Origin of the sequence: Enterobacter sp. PP-008-ECC_S150 (assembly GCF_045257065.1) — a bacterium.
GTDB lineage: Bacteria > Pseudomonadota > Gammaproteobacteria > Enterobacterales > Enterobacteriaceae > Enterobacter > Enterobacter chengduensis.
Window position 1 is genome coordinate 77,289 of record NZ_JBJHHG010000003.1, and the last position, 17,008, is coordinate 94,296.

At 51.8% G+C, this 17,008-nt stretch carries 14 protein-coding genes; 6 read left to right on the forward strand and 8 right to left on the reverse strand.

Translation table 11 applies throughout. From position 1 onward, the window contains the following. Positions 1–292: 292 nt before the first annotated feature. Both ACJBF3_RS04760 and ACJBF3_RS04765 read right to left on the reverse strand, forming a co-directional pair. Complete coding sequence (locus ACJBF3_RS04760; RefSeq protein ID WP_127902824.1) at positions 293–760, reverse strand: hypothetical protein; 468 nt, start codon at positions 758–760, stop codon at positions 293–295. After that, the gene (locus tag ACJBF3_RS04765; protein WP_045326718.1) at positions 757–1,596 is read right to left on the reverse strand and encodes a transcriptional regulator; all 840 of its coding nucleotides are present in this window, start codon (positions 1,594–1,596) and stop codon (positions 757–759) included. Before ACJBF3_RS04765 ends, ACJBF3_RS04760 begins: the two co-directional genes overlap by 4 nt. 281 nt (positions 1,597–1,877) lie before the next feature. Between ACJBF3_RS04765 and ACJBF3_RS04770 the strand changes: the two genes are divergently transcribed. The 5 genes from ACJBF3_RS04770 (at position 1,878) to ACJBF3_RS04790 (ending at position 7,822) form a co-directional block, all read left to right on the forward strand. Next, positions 1,878–2,582 (forward strand): LuxR C-terminal-related transcriptional regulator, encoded by a 705-nt coding sequence (locus tag ACJBF3_RS04770; protein WP_045326717.1) that lies wholly within the window; start codon positions 1,878–1,880, stop codon positions 2,580–2,582. A gap of 111 nt (positions 2,583–2,693) precedes the next feature. Next, positions 2,694–3,434, forward strand: a complete 741-nt coding sequence (locus tag ACJBF3_RS04775; RefSeq protein ID WP_052672168.1) for a hypothetical protein — start codon at positions 2,694–2,696, stop codon at positions 3,432–3,434. Between the two features lie 41 nt (positions 3,435–3,475). Beyond that, positions 3,476–3,979: a CS1 type fimbrial major subunit gene (locus ACJBF3_RS04780; RefSeq protein WP_045326714.1), complete on the forward strand. Its 504-nt coding sequence runs from the start codon at positions 3,476–3,478 to the stop codon at positions 3,977–3,979. Between the two features lie 76 nt (positions 3,980–4,055). After that, positions 4,056–6,530, forward strand: a complete 2,475-nt coding sequence (locus ACJBF3_RS04785; RefSeq protein ID WP_080472990.1) for a CS1-pili formation C-terminal domain-containing protein — start codon at positions 4,056–4,058, stop codon at positions 6,528–6,530. Next, complete coding sequence (locus tag ACJBF3_RS04790; protein WP_059517957.1) at positions 6,527–7,822, forward strand: hypothetical protein; 1,296 nt, start codon at positions 6,527–6,529, stop codon at positions 7,820–7,822. Before ACJBF3_RS04785 ends, ACJBF3_RS04790 begins: the two co-directional genes overlap by 4 nt. A gap of 543 nt (positions 7,823–8,365) precedes the next feature. Here the strand turns inward: ACJBF3_RS04790 and ACJBF3_RS04795 are convergent. Then, positions 8,366–9,262 carry a benzoate transporter gene (locus ACJBF3_RS04795; RefSeq protein WP_045326711.1) on the reverse strand — a complete coding sequence of 299 codons (897 nt, stop codon included), beginning with the start codon at positions 9,260–9,262 and terminating at the stop codon, positions 8,366–8,368. A 174-nt stretch (positions 9,263–9,436) separates the two neighbouring features. After that, complete coding sequence (locus ACJBF3_RS04800; RefSeq protein ID WP_045326709.1) at positions 9,437–10,378, reverse strand: VirK/YbjX family protein; 942 nt, start codon at positions 10,376–10,378, stop codon at positions 9,437–9,439. A 166-nt stretch (positions 10,379–10,544) separates the two neighbouring features. On the opposite strand from ACJBF3_RS04800, the gene pphA reads away from it, so the two are divergent. After that, a complete protein-coding gene (gene pphA / locus ACJBF3_RS04805; RefSeq protein WP_045326708.1) occupies positions 10,545–11,189 on the forward strand; it encodes a protein-serine/threonine phosphatase in 645 nt (214 codons plus the stop codon). Between the two features lie 34 nt (positions 11,190–11,223). On the opposite strand, the gene ACJBF3_RS04810 is transcribed toward pphA, so the two are convergent. From ACJBF3_RS04810 to yebS, 4 genes are all read right to left on the reverse strand, one after another. Next, complete coding sequence (locus tag ACJBF3_RS04810; RefSeq protein ID WP_045326707.1) at positions 11,224–11,463, reverse strand: YebV family protein; 240 nt, start codon at positions 11,461–11,463, stop codon at positions 11,224–11,226. Positions 11,464–11,567: 104 nt separating this feature from the next. Further along, positions 11,568–13,010: a 16S rRNA (cytosine(1407)-C(5))-methyltransferase RsmF gene (gene rsmF / locus ACJBF3_RS04815; protein ID WP_045326706.1), complete on the reverse strand. Its 1,443-nt coding sequence runs from the start codon at positions 13,008–13,010 to the stop codon at positions 11,568–11,570. Between the two features lie 77 nt (positions 13,011–13,087). Next, positions 13,088–15,721 (reverse strand): PqiB family protein, encoded by a 2,634-nt coding sequence (locus tag ACJBF3_RS04820; RefSeq protein WP_045326705.1) that lies wholly within the window; start codon positions 15,719–15,721, stop codon positions 13,088–13,090. Then, on the reverse strand, positions 15,690–16,973 hold the full coding sequence (yebS, locus tag ACJBF3_RS04825) for a membrane integrity lipid transport subunit YebS (protein ID WP_045326704.1): 1,284 nt from the start codon (positions 16,971–16,973) through the stop codon (positions 15,690–15,692). Before yebS ends, ACJBF3_RS04820 begins: the two co-directional genes overlap by 32 nt. Positions 16,974–17,008 lie beyond the last annotated feature (35 nt).

The window sequence follows — 17,008 nt, forward strand, 5'->3', positions numbered from 1 at the left end:
CTGCATTAATGCCAACTTTTAGCGCACGGCTCTCTCCCAAGAGCCATTTCCCTGGACCGAATACAGGAATCGTATTCGGTCTCTTTTTGTCTGCCTTATAAATCAGGGCTTTACAAGGTTTGGCACGAAATCCCCCGAAATCACCTATCCGGTCTTTTGTGCCTGTTAAAACAATGTAAACACTTTCTCCCTCACATCCAAGCCTTTTTAGGTCATTTTTTGGATGTAAGATCGGGCTGGTCTGGGCAAAACCCTCAGTGCAGGGATATTTGACAATAGCTTACGGCAAACTTCACCTTTTCTGGCAAGAAACCAGCGGGCGATCCCGGAAGCCTGACAGGATTCGTTCACCTACTTTGAAAAAGTACACTCGGGCTGTAAAACCCTTTTCTGAAAGAGGATCAATATAACGCCCAACCAGTGGATCAGAGGTGTCTGGGCCAGCTATTCGGAATGCGCTGGCACTCGTTACCTCAGCAGAGTCCACATGATAATTCAAGGTGGTTTTTACTGTTCTCTCGATATAGAACTTCTCCGCGGGACCGCTGTCAGGAAGCAGTGTGATTTTACTGTTGTAGTAATGCTGTTTTCCACCACGTAAGGTTGTCCATTCCGCTTCGCTGAGAACCGTTTTATGTGGTTCATCATAGATGAGCAATGATTTTGTCGTGCAATCACCGACATACAACTGAGCAATAAGTGGAAATGACAGCCACCCGGCACCGACAGCTAAAAGGCATAACGCAACCAGCCATTTCATTTTTTATTATCCCCAATAACATTAATGCTCAAACAATCACTTGCACGCTGAGCGATATCGTTTTTGCACGAAAAAAATGACAACGTATCACGCCAGTCAGCGCTTATATAAATGAGAGGTCGGTCTGAAGCCGCAAGGTTGTTTCTGTCAAGCCAGTAAGAAATTCTCTTGATCGCATTTTCCTTATTCTTGGCCTCATCAATGGTGTCTGAAAAGAAAAAGGAGCGGCCTGCATCATCTTTGTAGTGTATGAATGTAATGTCATGCGTAAAAAACAAAAACCTGAAATATAAGCCTGTGACAAAGAGTAAAGCGAAGGCCGCTCCCGATAAGCTATAGAGCATAACGTTTCGCTTTTTACCCTGGTGTTTATCTAAACTCTGTATCTCTCCCGCCGGTTGAGCGGTGTCTTCGGTACCGGGAACGGTATCATCAGCTGTGTCATCATTGCTGATAGCTGGCGCAATAAGCTCCTCGTAAACGTTGTCAGACTCGATGAGTTGAATAATCCCTGGCTTAAGAATATAGCCATTACGACCTTGTGTAATGAGCGTATCATCCGGAGCGCCTACTTCGGATAAGGATGATCTCAGCCTGAACAACGACTGCCTGACGGTATTGTCCGAAACGATTACGCCTTTGTTACCCCAGCAAATCTGTACAAACTCATCTTTTGTGACAAGCATTCCTGCTTTTCGGCAGAAATGCTCCAGCCCAAGCTTGTTTTGCTTACTAAGCTCAAGCGTACCCGTACCACTACGAAGTACTCCTGCTTTGTAATAAAAGAGGATAGTCATATTTTTTCCTTCCACGCGAATGGCGGCATTGTAATCCATTCTCCTTCTAGGATGCATCCCTCAGAAACAACTCTTTTAGAGTAGCAACCATAAGAGAAAAAGCATCAGAGAAAAAAGTAACGCTTTCGTAACGCTTTCTATGTCATTGATTAATGGTTGTTTATATCGTAACGGTTACATTTTCGTTTCATCTTAGGCTTGGGGCTTGAGGTCAGATAAATTCGATGTTCAAATGCATCCATCGCAAAACAACACGGAAGGGAATAATTATTCCTGACTGAGGAATGGCGGGGTAGTGATTAAATAGAAAGGAAAGTGTCATGAGTATGCCTTTAATAGCTCAGTACTTCATGAGTTATAAAATAAAAAAGAGGGGAGTTGCAGTCATATGTTCATGCGACATTATGAATAGAGGGTTCTATACCATCCTTCATGAAACGAAAAAATTTAGCAAGATCCATATATTTAAAAGTGAAGAAGTTATTGATAAATGCTTTCTGGATAATGAAAGTATAAGTGTTGTGATTATTAATGATGAGTGTTTTTCATCGCGACTGATGGTGTGTTTATCCGTGGCAAGAATCTCACAATATGAAGGCGTAGCCGTTATGGTGATTTCCAGTGCGAAAAATCCCATAGATGCCACCGAGTATTTGCGGGCGGGAGCGAAATCATTTATGTGGAAAGGCACGCCATTGACATATTTTGATGATGCGCTGAATGCTATTTTACGTGGTGAATACTGGATTGAGGACAGCGTCGAAGAATACTATCTAATAGCAACATTAGCGGGTAAAGAAAATGATCTAACGGGGCCCGAAAAGGTGTTCAGTGTTTTGAGTGGTGCTGAACAGGGTGTTATTAAAGAGTATATGAATGGTATGACCGTTACGCAGATAGCATTAAAAAAGAATCGGAGTGTTAAAACGATTAGCGCTCAAAAACAGACTGCCATGAGAAAATTGGGCGTCTGTAATCAGATGGAGCTTCTTTCGCGATATGGACATTTACGGAAAAGTAGTTGAACACCAGTTTACGTGTGCTGCCTTTGAAAAGATATTGCATTTTAATGCATGGGTCTTTTTTAAAGCAGATACACGCAGGCTGAAACAATAATCTTTTATCAGGATTGTATCATGTTTAAAAAATTAATCATTGCAGTTGCAATGGTGTATGCCATGCCTGCAGTTTCCGGGCCTGTTATTAATGTCGGCTCCCTTAATGAGTATATGCAGAGCGGTAAAAATACTCTGGCCAAGCGTATACATAATACGGGTGATGCAACGGCTTATGTCCGCATCAATATTCATGAAATGGTGTTTGATGCCCAAGGCCAGGCAGTTGAAAAAAATCTTGATGCCACTGCACTGGTCAATGGTCAGGGCACAGGATTAATTTCCACACCACCACGGCTGATTATTCCCGCTGGCGGAATGCAGACTAATCGCCTGGTTTTTACAGGCTCGCGTGAAAAGGAAAAGTACTACCGCGTGCGTTACATCCCGGTCGTGCCGGAAAGTACGAAAGAGTTTGGTATCAGCGGTGCGGATGCCAAAAAGTATCAGGACCAAATTAATGCCGGCGTTACGGTGATGTCAGGCTACGGCACCATCGTGACGGTCCAGCCCGACAACGTGCGATTTGACACCCGTATTTCCGGCAGCGGAAATCAGCTGTCAGTCACTAATCATGGCAATGCATCCGTTGTGATTGACGGGCTCAAGTCCTGCGACAGGAGTTTAACGCATTGCGATAACGCTGTGATTGTCCAGTTAAGACCTGGAAAAACGCTTCAACGAACTGCCACGCCAGACAGAGTCTGGCAGTACACCCTGATCGAAGGCGATCGGAAAAAAAACCTGAGCAGCAGTAAATAAACCTGCTTAACAGAAAACTCAATAACCTGGAGAAATACCCAATGATGAATTTCAAAAAACTCAGCCTGACCGCAGCACTGTTTGCCACTGCCTTTGCCGCACAGGCCGCAACCCCGCAGGTAGATTTCACTGTCGAAGCTGTGATCCCCGATAACAGTTTCTATGTTGTTACCTCCAATGGCTGGGAATCACAGCCACAGAAAATGCGCTGGGATGAACCGAGTATGTCAGTTATCGAATCAGATCCCGGTAAACAGCTGAAAATGAAAAATACCTCTGGGGGCATTAAGGCATATCTGGCGAGTGCCCCGGTGCTGACCTCAGCAGGAAGCACTTCAGTTATTCCTCTGGAAGTCAGTGTGGCGGGTAAAAAATTGCCTGTAGGGTCAGCAACCGCTGTTGAACTTTATAACGCCGCCGCCGCCGCCACCGAAAAAACGGCCACCATGGCCATTAATCAGAATGGCAAGCTTGATGATCGACCTGATGCGGGAAACTACATGGGATCTGTAACCATGATTTTCGATACGGTGCCTGCTTCGTAAGGAACTCTTTTTTCAACTCTCTGGAGAGGGCAACCTCTCCTTTTTTTACCTTATTTCTTAGAGTAATGAGTCAATTATGTCATTTCTCAAGCTTATTGCCGGTGTTGCTTTAACGATTTCAGTCAGCCATTCAGTCCAGGCAAAAGTAATTAAAACGCTGGCCGACCAGGCGGCAGATATGCCAGCAGAGTTCCGTGAGCACTTTTTAAATACCCCTTTATCGGCCCGAATTGTCCTCGACGGCAAATTACTGGGGGATGCCATGATAGTACTGACGGAAAATGAACAGGCAAAGATTGTACAGTTTACCGATCCTGGTGACAGCACGTATTCGGAATCAGAGAGACAACGCTGGCTGAAGGCCTTTTCATCTCCGGTTCCCCTCGGTCAGTGTAAGGACCGTTGTCCTGAAGGCCTTCTGGCCGTGGACTATAACCTCAGTGATGCAAAGCTCGTATTGATTACGACTGCGTCTGAAGCGGGCTCGGCGGATCGCTGGTTGAGCCTGCCGGAAAAGGGGAGTACCGGTCTCATACTCAATAACCAGTTGAGTGTTAACGGCAGCCGACAGCAAACTGCCCTGGGATGGAACGGCGGCGCTGAGGCGGCGACAGGAAAATGGTCAACGGTGAGTCAGTACCAGGTGGATCGTAGTAGTGGGGTGACCTCAGAAACACGTCATGCGGTGACCTCCCTGTACTCACAGCGTGAGTTTCAGCAGCACTTTGTTCGCGGCGGGCTTTTCACTCCGGACAGCCAGGGATTATTGCACCAGCCGTACACGCGAGGAGGCGGGGCGAGCACCCTTGTGGGAGTGATGGCAGGGAGCAGCGATACGCTGTTAAAAGACGCAGGTTTTGCCAGCCTTTACCCGGTGTACGTGACGGCCAACCGCGAAGGCATGGCGGAAGTGTATCGCGATGGATCGCTGATTAATGCTCAGCCTGTTGTGCCGGGCATGCAGGTTCTGGATACCACTGTCCTGCCTGCGGGGATATATGAGGTAGAGATTCGCATTCTTGAGGATGGACGAGAAACCAGTCGCGTAACAGAGACTATTAATAAACCTGCCCGCTGGCGTAACACTGAACAGCGTCTGAGGTACAACCTGTTTGCGGGAGAACAGCGAACGTTACTGAACAGCGACAGTACCGTGGCGACCAGCGGTACGGCAGCAGGGGCTAGCCTGAATTATTTAGTGCATCCGCGCGCCACGGTAGGGGGGGCTTTGCAGAAAACCGGAAAAGAGACGCAGGCCGGATCGTCGCTCGATTTTCAGGTGTCTGACACCCTGCAGTTCTACGGCAATGTCTGGAACAGCTCAGCGACGGGAAACGGTTTTGATACTCAGGCCGTATTTACCCATGACAAAGGCAATGTTGCGTTGGGCCACAGCCGGAGCTGGACACGTCCGACAACATCCCGGCACGCATCACATCCGGCTTCTGTTCAGGTTGAGCATAACAGTACCGTGTCTACCACCTGGCGCCTGAACAGCAGCACCAACGTTAATGCACGCGTCTCGCATCATAGTAAGGGAAGCGGGCCTGGCGTGGATGTTGGCTACAGTTCACGCACAACGGTTGCGGGAACAGCTATTAACTGGCGGTTATCAGGATTTGACCGACCGTATCAGGAGAGTAGTTCGCTGCGCAACCGTGGCGTCAGCCTGAGTCTCAGTTTTCCGCTCGGGGGTGAAAAGCGCAGCGGCAACATGAGTGTCGGTAGCCGAACGGATACCTCCGGTGCTCGTGACCTTTATGCGTCGGCATCGCTGAGTCAGCAGTGGGGTGAAAACAGCGTTATCCGGGAAACCAGCGGCACGCTTACGGCAGATCGCTATGGCGCAGGCATCAGTACCTTTAACCGTTTCGATACCCCGCTTGCCGAAGGAAGCTTCTGGGGACAGCGGTCCAGCATCGATGGTCAGCTTTCAGGCGGTTTGAATACGGGAAGCACGCTCGCGTTTGGGAAAGGGAAGGCTGCGATGACCAAACAGTCCGCGCATCATCAGGGAGGAGGCATGATTGTCGATGTCCTTTCTGATGACGATAGCGCTGAACTGGTTGCTCAGCATCAGTCTGGCAGTACGAAACTGAAACCCGGCAGAAACTTTATCCCGGTCGATGCGTGGAAACCGGGTAACGTTCAGCTCGGCTTCCCGGGTACCGAGGCCCCGGCGTTAAAGATAGAGCCCGAATATCTTGACTATCACCATATCCGCGGAGGCGTCAGCACGCATGAAGTCCGAGTCATGAAGACGGTCACGGTGATAGGTCGTCTGGTTGATCCAACCGGAGAGCCGATCGGGGGGGCCCAGGTTATTAATCATGCGGGAAGAACGGTGACCGAGTCAGACGGGCTGTTCACCCTCGAATTACATGAGAAAAATCCGGTGATCACCGTCGAGCATGGTTCAGGAACACTGTGCGAAATCAGGCTGAATCCCGGCAATCAGAAGCAGGCCGATATGGTGTTTGCAGGCAACTTGCTTTGCAGTGACATCACCCTGGCGGACAACACCCGGCATTCCCCTCATCGGGAGGGGTGACAGCGCTAGCTGTCGCTAATGAACAAGCAGATAGATTAATTTTAGGTAACGAAGCAATGAAAAAAATCAATTTTAAACACGCGCTGGGGAGCATTCTGTTTCTGATCGTTCTGTCAGTCGCACAGTCAGCGTTTGCGGTGGAGGTCGTTCTCACGACAGAATTTAAGGCCGATATGACAAAACCGACGCACAATAAATTTGAAAATACGACGCCAGTTTCCGGGTTTTGCCGCGACCACGCTAAACATTGTCAAGAAGGTGAGTTTAGTGTGCTTGTTCCAGGTTTTAAAGCCTATAAAACGTTTGATGCTGATTCTACTGATTTAAGCAAGCATACGTTCATCTCTCTCGACGGAACATCCAAATCAGTCACGCTGGTTGATGTGAAAAATCCGGCCAATCAGATAACTGTGCAATTCAGGTGGTCTTTTTTTGGTCTCCGACATAATCGAACTAACTCAGATGATGGGGATCTGTTCAAAGCAATGGAGAATACTGGAGTTTACCCAGCCGGGGGGTGCTCAGGGCGTACCGGAGTTGGAAATGTGGGTTGGTACTCTCACGGCTGGGGGGTGCCGGACAGAATGTTAAGTTGCCATCGACTGATCAATAAAGCCACTGGCTTTAAAGGAAGTGTGATGATAGACAATTTAAGTATTGGATATACGTTGACCACACCTTCTCCTATGCAAACCAGGTCTGGACAGTATGAGGGCGTAGTTATCTATCGTGTGGGCGATCTCATTAATACGCCAGGATATATCGGATTAGGAGCCGATGATTATAATGGCACAGATGAGATCCGGATTGTCATCAAAGCCACGATAGAACATGCTTTTAAAGCAGATTTTCCTGCAGGCAGCGAACAGGTACAACTGGCTCCGAGGGGAGGCTGGAGTCAGTGGATAAATGGCGGGCGTATACCTGAGCAGCTTCAGAAAGAAGTGCCGTTTATCCTGTCGTCCTCCAGCGGTTTTAAGGTGACGATGCTCTGCGAGCATAATCAGGGGCAAAACTGCGGTCTGAAAAACACGCAGACTGCGGAAACCGTCCCGCTCGAAGTACTGATGAGTCTTCCTGGATTTACGGCTGATAGCGGTCCGGTATCAAGATACCTCCTGACCAATATCAGTAACGGACACACTATTCACGCGCCAAAAGAGGCCATCTTTAACCGGCGTTCCTCACTCGATTTTCAGGTGAAAAAACCGGGTGTGGATAAAATGGTAAAGGAGCCAGGATCGACATGGCGTGGGCTGGTGACGTTGATATTTGATACTGAGGTCGAGTAATACCTGCTACTTAATGAGTTATTGGAAACATAATTTCTATTAACGAAATAAGCCATTTTTAATCGAACACCGTAACTTCCAAACAGGGCAGTTACGGTGTCTGAGGTGTTCATACCATGCAGACGGCATTATGATAATTTAATGTGTTGATAACACAATGATCTTGCGTGCGCATTCACGATAAAACCACGAATGCACACGAAAAAAGTGATAAGCATTTGAAATTTAGTGCACGTTTTTGCAGCTATTTCAGGTCTGATATTGCTCGCTCTTGCTCTTAACTACTTGATATTTAACAGAAACGGGTAAGGGCTGGCAGAAACAGGAATCGTATTCGGTTTCTTTTTATCTGTATGTTTTTCAATGCATTGTTCGGTGTTGACTCGAAATCACCCGAAACTTTCTCGAACATTCCATATCCTGTCTAAACCATAACATACTCAGGACCGCGTGCGTCCAGGGTTTTTTGGGATGTTTGTTAAAATTTTGTGGCCGAGGGTTCACTGAACAAACGTCTTCTGCGAGCAAAGGGCAGCCCGTTAGTTAAATAATGAACGCGCAGAATTTGTCTTTGTTACGGACAATGTACTCCGGGAAGTTTTCAACCGTCAGCTCTTGCCTGATGAGCGTTCTGTCGCGCCCCCAGATATCTTCCGCATTTTTAATGACCTTCATGATGTGGTCTGGGTTGTTAAACTCAGGAAGATCGTATTCAGTATGGGAAATGGTAGACATTTTTTCTGAGATACGCTCAGGAGTCATCACCCATGAGAAATGCCAGCCACCATTTTCAATGATGCTGTTGTTAACCTTGAACCAGTTCCATTTAAGCCAGGACCAGCTTTTGACGCTTCGGGTGCGTTTAAGATTCCTGAATGACTCAGGTTCACCGCCAAAGAAATTAACGAGATTTTTATATTGGGTGGCTCTCGGTAATTTACATTTTCTTGGCGTGTTGTCAGTATTAAAAACCTGCAGGTTAAACTGATAATTATAGAAATTCTGATAAATAGTCGTGCAGAGCTTTTTGGGATTTATCGATGCTACCACCCGAGGGGAAAATATCTCATCCACATCGGAAACTAAAATCAAATCATCATCGTTGGCCTGCGTCAAACCCTGCATGATAGCATTCCTCTGCGCCGCTTCATTTGCCCATGCATCCACTACCATGCCGTCCGGCAGCCCCGGAATACCCTCCCGAGCCGGATGTGATTCTTCAGCGGCTTTCGTAATCGGTTCTTTATCATGAACAACGTAGATAATTTTATCTTTAAATTGACTGTATTTATTTATGTCAAAATGCAGCTGCCTCTTTTTACCGGTAAAGGTATGCGTTGACTCAACGATAACGAAGCGATCGACAACGTCCGCCAGCGTGTTTAGCCTGATTTCGAGAAGCATATCTTCATCGTAATATAAGAAGCAGTCATAGATCATTTCCGAAGTCCCTCATTTTTGCGCCCGCATTGCGCTTTTCCCAACGCATTCGCCAGTTTCATTTCGCGCAATGCTAACTGAGCGCCCTCGCCCTGTGCAATAGTGGGCTGCTTTATCATTCCTCTTTTAAACAGAATGCATCCGCTACACGGTGAGCGAAAACGCCAGCCAGGCTTAAAAGTGCGATTTAACGGCTGCCTCTATTTCATCGAGCAGCTCAAAGCGACGACGGTATTCGGCACGTTTTTTACTGGCAATCTCTTCGAGGGATTTCCGCTCCATCTGGAGCGGCAACTGCCAGCAAAAGGCCGAGATTTTTTTACCGTCAAGAGATGCCCAAAACTCATCGTAGCTGGCGTGGAAATGGCGGCCTTTGCTCAGGCGATACCGCAACGCGCGGAAAACGTGCCCCTCGTCGCTGACGGCAAAAATCGCCCGGACAGAGGACTGCGCGGCCAGCTGGAAAAGGACTTCCATCAAAACGCGCTTAGGGAACAGGCCGTGGCAGGCGCGGGTGGCCTGTTTGATGACGTCTCGCGATACGCTGCGACGGGGGCCCTGAAGCCCGCCGATGACCATGACTGGCTGACCGTTGCTGCGCGCAACGCTAAAGGTCAGGCTGGCCAGCAGCGTATTCTCGTTGTCGCGAAGCCACAGCGTGCTTTCGCCTTCACGCTCGGCTTTCCCGGCAGAGGACGCATTGAGCGTATAGATAACACCGTCTTTGGCGTGAAACTGCGCAACGGTTTGCTCCTGCGGGCTGGTCAGCGCCTCAGCGAGAGCGCTCTCTTTCAGGCTATCAATCCAGTAATAGTGGTTAACAATCGCGTCGGCGCGATCGCTAGCCGTCAGGCCGCGCATCAGATACTGCCGGTGGGTCTTGCTGGGCAGCGTAATTTGCGAGGAAAGCAGCCTGTCGAAATCGTCGCGCCCGGAAAGGGCTTCCAGCATGCGTTGCGTAGAAGACCAGAACAGCAGCGAGCGTAAAAGAAACTTCAGGCGATATTCGCGTTTGCGCCAGATCGGTCCCGGGACGCGTTTGCCGTTCACCAGCTCGGAAATAATATTTGTGCGATGCGGGTAAAAAACATCGTTATGCAGGTGCGTATTAGACACGTGAAGTCCCCTCTTTTTTTATCCCTTTATTCTAAAGAGCCAGGAAAAAGGGATTAAGAGCGCGGGGATCTTTATTTCTGTTTGGTTTACCGTTTGTTTCACTTCGTGAGGACCGCGCCCGTCTGTTGCCTTTTCTGCGGCGGCTATACTGTTAAAAGGAGGGGCTATGTATCAGCGAATTGAAGGTGGAATGTGGCGTCACGTCTGGGTTGTCAGCGATATACACGGCTGTTATCAGTGGCTTATGGATGATCTTAAGCGCCGTCACTTTAACCCGTATGAGGATTTGCTCATTTCAGTCGGGGACATGATCGACCGTGGCCCTGACAGCGTAAAATGCCTGCAGTTAATGAATGAAAAATGGTTTCGCGCCGTGCGGGGCAACCATGAGCAAATGGCGCTCGATGGCCTGGATAATAACGATTTCTCTCTCTGGACGATAAATGGCGGAATGTGGTTTGCGCAGCTTGAACGCGACCAGCAGTCGCTTGCGCTGTCGTTGCTCGACGCCTGCCGCGATTTACCGCATATCATCGAGATAACCTGCGCGAACGGCCTGAACGTGATTGCCCATGCTGATTATCCGGCTGCGGAATACCGCTGGCAAAAACCGGTGAGCGCCCATCGCGTCTTGTGGGACCGCGATCGGCTGATGGGGTTTATGGTGGGCAAAGGGCAGGGCATCAGCGGTGCGGATCATTTCTGGTTCGGACATACGCCCGTCGATAAAAGGTATGATTTTGACAATCTCCACTACATCGATACGGGAGCGGTGTTTGACGGTTACTTCACGCTGGCGCAGCTGCAGTAATAAATAACCCGCCTTCGGGCGGGTTCACTTTAGGTCAGGCAAGACGCATGACCCAGGCATCGGTTTTACTATCGTAATGCTCACGGTAAAGGACAGAATGTTCGCCATCAAGTATTGCCGGGACGCTGGTGTCTGCATCCCATGCATCGAGCTGCATGCACAAATCCGGGTCGGATTTGCAGGGAATACTTAACGTTCGATCGCCCTGTTCTTCGCCGCGCAGTTCTGCGTCGTCGATCTCAAAAGCGCCAATACGCACGCTGGTTTTCGTCATAGTGCTCTCCGGGTCGGTTGTCAAAATCTGGTATGACCAGTGCGGTCCCCATTTTTGATCGTAGACAAGGAGAGCAAAATCGCCAGTAAAAAAATGCGCTTTTTTCAGGCGGTGCGATCGTTACCGGTAAACAGGCGACCGTCCCGCACCAGCTCGCGCGGATAGCTGTTTTTCAGCCTCGAACCGACCTTTTTGGCCAGCCCCAGCGGGTAGCCCTGATAGGTCACTATCACTTCATCACCGGATGGCGTGCTCTCCGGATAGACATCGCGCCCCCGGTACCACTCTTCGGCTTCCTGATGCGTCAGGGCAAAGGTATTCTCGTGGCCGGCAAGGGCGATCGCGGCCTCATGCTGCCAGCGATAGCCTTTATTATGCACTTCCGCCAGGCGGATCCCGATACGGGAAAAACGCACCTTTCCGATAAGCGGCTCAATCTCAGCCGGGAACAGCCATATCTCTTTATCACGCATCCAGAGGTGCAGGCTCTCATCCCAGACCAGGCCAACCTTGCTGGCGGCGGCTTCAAGCTGTGCAGCGTCGCGACCTTTAAGAGGGGCAAACGGGAAGTTGCCCACCTTGAATTTTGGTGCGGGCAGGGGCGCAATCCCCTGCGTTTTACGCAGACGCGCCACAAAGAAACCTTCGCAGTCGTAGATCTGCGGGAACACGTGGAGGAACCCCTCGGGGGTCACCGCCTCTTGTGCTGTACTAAACAGATCGTTAAGCGGCAGGAACTCGACTGCCTCGGGATATTGCGCCTTCAGCCACAGGCAGACGTCTTCGTTTTCATCACGGTTTAAGGTGCAGGTTGAATAGACCAGCGTGCCGCCGGGGCGCAAAGCGTGAAATGCGCTCTCGATCAGCTCGCGCTGGGTGGCGGCGATCTCAAGGTTGCTCTCCACTGACCAGTTCTTTAGCGCATCGGGATCTTTACGCACCACCCCTTCGCCGGAGCAGGGCGCGTCCAGCAGAATGGCGTCGAAGGCTTCCGGTACGGCGGCACCAAACACGCGTCCGTCAAAGTGGGTCAGGGCGACATTATGAATACCACAGCGGCTGATGTTGGCATGCAACACCTTCACGCGGCTGGCGGAGAATTCGTTGGCAAGGATCGCGCCGTGGTTGCCCATTCGGGCGGCAATTTGCGTGGTTTTTGAGCCCGGCGCGGCGGCAACATCCATCACGCGTTGAGGCGCGTTGCCATCGGCAAACAGGGCGGCCACCGGCAGCATCGAGCTGGCTTCCTGGATATAGAATAGGCCGCTCAGATGTTCAGCGGTACTGCCCAGCGGCAGTGAGGCTTCGTCATCGCGTTCTATCCAGAATCCTTCTTCGCACCACGGTACCGGCGTCAGCTGCCAGCCGTACGGGGAGACCAGCGCCAGAAAATCCGCGACGCTGATTTTCAGCGTGTTGACGCGAATACTCCGGCGTAGCGGACGCTGGCAGGCGGCGATAAAATCGTCTAGGGACAGGTGAGAAGGAAGCGCCTCGCGCATCTGCGCCAGGAATTGTTCAGGAAGATATACGGAGTTTTGAGCCACGGGCACACCACAGGGAAAAGTTCAGGCGCGCAGTGTAACATAAAGGCTCCGGTGCGTTGACACCGGAGCCTGTCAGATTAACGCGGCAGGGCGGTTCCCCATTCGCGCCACTCTTTCGGTTCGCTCTCAAGCAGCAGGAAGTGTTTACCCGGCTGCGCTTTTGGCGCCAGCGGCGTTCCCGGCGGCGTGGCAAACGCGATGCCGCCGCGAATGAACTGGTTAAAGGTGCCGGTTTTCACCACGCCCCCCGTCAGGCCAAAGTCCAGCGAATAGCCGGATGCCAGCCAGAATACCGAGTTATTACGCACCAGGTGCTGGTAACGCTCGCTGATGCGCAGTGCCACCATTACGCGGTCGGAGAGCGTGCCGAGCGTCAGGCCGGTGACCGTCCCCACCTCAATGCCGCGGAACAGGACCGGCGTGCCGATGTTCAGCGAGCCCGCTTCCGGCACCTCCACGACGATGCTCAGGCCGCCAAGGTAGCGCGAGTCGGTGATCGTGGCTTCCTGCAGTTCGAAATCACGACGGGCATTGCCCTGGCCAGGCTCAACGTTAATGTACGGCTGCAAAATAGTGTCGAGATGCTCAACGCCCGCGGCCGAAATCTGCGGCGTGACCACCGAGAAGCGCGAACCCGCGCGGGCAAAGGTCTGCACGTATTCCGGGTAGAGCACGGCGGTGGCCTGGACCTCGTTGCGCGCGGTGATCAGCGTCAGCTTCTGGATCTGCCCGATATCAATGCCCAGATAGCGGATTGGCATGCCTTCCGCCAGCTTGCCGGCATCAAAGGCGTGCAGGGTAATCTGCCCACCGACGGCGCGTGCGGCGGTTTCGGACGGGAAGAGAATACGCTTATCGCCTTTACGCAGATTCGCACCCGCGCCGCTGAGGTTATCGAAGCTAATCGCCCCACGCAGGGCGCGCGAGAGCGGGGAGGCCTGCACGGTCAGCCCGTTACCGTTAAGCTGAACCTTCGCGCCGCCTTCTGCCCAGAAGACGCTGTTTGGCGTCAGCAGCTTGCGATACTCCGGCTTGATGTGCAGTTCGATATCAAACGCTTCCGCACGTGGGCGAACGGCGATCACTTCCCCGACTTCAAACTTGCGGTACAGCACCACGGACCCCGCCTGGACGTCCGGCAGCGTCTCAGCGCTTAACGTTAGCGTGGTGGTAGGGAGATCGCTCAGGCTGTTTTCAATCGCTTTCTCCAGGTTGGCATACAGCGGATAGCTGTCGCGCACGGGGCCTTTATCGCCCGGCAAAATGCGGATGCCGCCGTTGACCCATTCGCTGGCGCTGGCGCCGAGGAATTCCACGCCGTCCAGACCCACCTTTACGTCAACGCGGCTGTTCACCACGAATTTGCTGTCGCCATGCACCAGGTCGCTGTACTGCGGATCGATGGCAACCGAGAAGGTCACGCCATTTGCCGAAAGCTTACGCTCCAGCACCTGACCCACCTGCACGCCGTGTAAAATCAACGGCTGACCGGCTTCGATGCCGTAGCTTTCTGGCGCATTCAGCGTGACCGTCACCACGCCAGGCTTTTGCAGCAGGGCTTTATCCGCCGGGGCAATCACGAAGCTGTTGCTGGGCTGACCTTCACCTGGGATCAGCTCAAAGGTATTGCCGGTCAGCAGCGTGCTGAGGCTGGTATCGTTCAGGGAGATCTTTGGACTGCGCATTTCGATGCGCGTTTTCTCGCGCAGCAGATCGACCACGCTCGGATCGACCGTCATTTCGCCGGTAACCGACCCGCCCGGATTGAGCGTCATTTTAGTGAGCTGACCGACCTGCAGACCCTGATACATCAGCGGCGTTGAACCGGCTTTCAGCCCCTTCGCATCGGGCAGGGCGAGCTTGACGATCACGCCGCGCTGGCTGTGCGCCAGGTCGGCGTACAGGCCAAACGTATCATCGGCGGTGGCCGGGCTTGAGTTTTCCGGAGAGTCAAAGGCAATGGCACCATTCACCAGCGCGGCCAGGCTTTCCAGCTTCACCTTCGCCCCGCTCAGGCTGAGGTCGGCATCCACGCCGGACACGTTCCAGAAGCGGCTGCCTTTTTTGACCAGATTGGTGAAGCGACGCTCGATCAGCACGTCGATGGTGACGCCCTGTTTATTCGGATTGATCGCGTAATCGTACACGCGACCCACCGGTATTTTGCGGAAATAGACCAGCGAGCCACTGTTCAGGGAACCGAGATCCGGTGCCTGCAGATGGATCATTAAATCGCCGTTATTGAGGCGGTACTTAGGCTGTGTATCCAGGGCAACAAAGTGATCCTGCGGCTCGCCTTTGCCCGGCATCATGCCAATATAGTTACCCCCCACGAGGGCATCCAGCCCGGAGACGCCGGCCAGAGAGGCTTTCGGCGTCACCAGCCAGAACTGCGTTTCGCTGCGCAGGGCATCCTGCATGTCAGATTTGATACTGACCCGCACCTGAATCTTGTTCAGCCCTTTTCCAAGGGAGATGTCCTGAACCGTACCCACTTCAACCCCCTGGAAGCGAACGGGCGTTCGCCCGGCGACGATGCCATCGGCGGTCTGGAAATCAATGGTAACGGTACTCCCGCGATCTTCATAGCTGGTCCAGATTAGCCAGCCCGCAATCATCAGGGCGATGACGGGCAGCAGCCAGAATGGCGAAATGCGGCGTTTTGTTTTAATTCTCGCTTCAGTCGGCGAAGCGGGGGTTTCCTGACTCATGTGCATCCCAAAGTAAGCGGCTATCCAGCCATTCCACAGCAAGAATAGTTAATATCACCGCAGAGCCGAAATAAAAAGCCGCGGGTCCCATTGTAAAAGCAAGTAACTGATCGCGATTGATGAGCGACATCATCAGCGAAATCACGAAGAGATCTAACATTGACCAGCGGCCAATCCAGGTGACGAATCGCAGAAGCAAAATGCGGGTTCGTAAGCCCTGTTCACACTTTAAGTGAATGCTGATGAGCAGGGTAAACATCACCACCACTTTGGTAAAGGGAACCAGGATACTGGCGATAAAGACAATTGCCGCCACCCCGACATTGCTGTGTGCAAGGGAGATAATCCCCGAGAGGATAGTATCCTCCTGACGCCCGCCATTCACGTAAATGATGGAGATCGGCAGCATATTGGCCGGGAGCAGAAACACCAGGGAGGCAATCAGCGCGGCCCAGCATTTTTGCAGGCTGTTGTTCCGCCGCAGCCTCAACGGAATATGGCACCGCGGGCAGCGTCCACGCGCGTCCGGCAGGCCGGTATAGTGGCATCCCAGACAGACGCGCAGGTTTTCATCGGGACGCGTCGCGGGGCGCTGAGGGTAAAATCGCTCCCAGAGCTGCTCAACGTTCAGATGGATCAGCGTCAGGATGCTTAGCAACACCAGGCAAATAAAGGCAAAGAGCCCGATACCGGGCTGCAGGAAGGCATAATCCTGCACTTTTATTGACGCAACGCCCACGCCCACCAGATAAATATCGAGCATCACCCACTCTTTAAGCTTATCCAGCATCAGCAGCACCGGGCGAAGATTCATGCCGAGAATATTGCCAAACCAGAGATAGGCAATGGCGGCGACCAGCACCAGCGGCGCGCCAACGGTGCAGAACAGCACCATGGCGGCGGTAATCGGATCGCCCTGACGGGTCATCTGCCAGATCCCCTGCAGCAGGTTGGCGTCAATGCGCACGCCGAGCAGGTAGAGCTTCAGCAGCGGCTCGCTCCAGGCGAAGGGCATCAGCAGCAGCATGGTGACGGCCATGGCGGCAAGGCGGGTTAGCGACCAGTCGCGGCCATCGCGAATTTTGGCGTCGCAGCGGGGACAAAAGGCACTTTGGTGCGATTTCATCTTCGGCAACATAAAAAGCGTATCGCACTGGGGGCAACGCTGATAATGTGCACGTGGCAAAGCTTCGCTTACCGCATGGACAGTTATCTTTCTTGTCGGCGTAATTTTGGTTGTTTTTAAGGCCATCAGCTGCGCACAAATAAGTATTGTTGAAAGTTATA

Excerpts from the sequence above, each read along its gene's own strand:
- ACJBF3_RS04810 (WP_045326707.1), bottom strand. The coding sequence starts at position 11,463 with ATGACGAAAACCAGCGTGCGTATTGGCGCTTTTGAGATCGACGACGCA.
- ACJBF3_RS04820 (WP_045326705.1), bottom strand. The coding sequence starts at position 15,721 with ATGAGTCAGGAAACCCCCGCTTCGCCGACTGAAGCGAGAATTAAAACA.
- ACJBF3_RS04760 (WP_127902824.1), bottom strand. The coding sequence starts at position 760 with ATGAAATGGCTGGTTGCGTTATGCCTTTTAGCTGTCGGTGCCGGGTGG.
- ACJBF3_RS04770 (WP_045326717.1), top strand. The coding sequence starts at position 1,878 with ATGAGTATGCCTTTAATAGCTCAGTACTTCATGAGTTATAAAATAAAA.
- ACJBF3_RS04765 (WP_045326718.1), bottom strand. The coding sequence starts at position 1,596 with ATGGATTACAATGCCGCCATTCGCGTGGAAGGAAAAAATATGACTATC.
- ACJBF3_RS04795 (WP_045326711.1), bottom strand. The coding sequence starts at position 9,262 with ATGATCTATGACTGCTTCTTATATTACGATGAAGATATGCTTCTCGAA.
- ACJBF3_RS04775 (WP_052672168.1), top strand. The coding sequence starts at position 2,694 with ATGTTTAAAAAATTAATCATTGCAGTTGCAATGGTGTATGCCATGCCT.
- pphA (WP_045326708.1), top strand. The coding sequence starts at position 10,545 with ATGTATCAGCGAATTGAAGGTGGAATGTGGCGTCACGTCTGGGTTGTC.
- ACJBF3_RS04780 (WP_045326714.1), top strand. The coding sequence starts at position 3,476 with ATGATGAATTTCAAAAAACTCAGCCTGACCGCAGCACTGTTTGCCACT.
- ACJBF3_RS04785 (WP_080472990.1), top strand. The coding sequence starts at position 4,056 with ATGTCATTTCTCAAGCTTATTGCCGGTGTTGCTTTAACGATTTCAGTC.
- yebS (WP_045326704.1), bottom strand. The coding sequence starts at position 16,973 with ATGGCCTTAAAAACAACCAAAATTACGCCGACAAGAAAGATAACTGTC.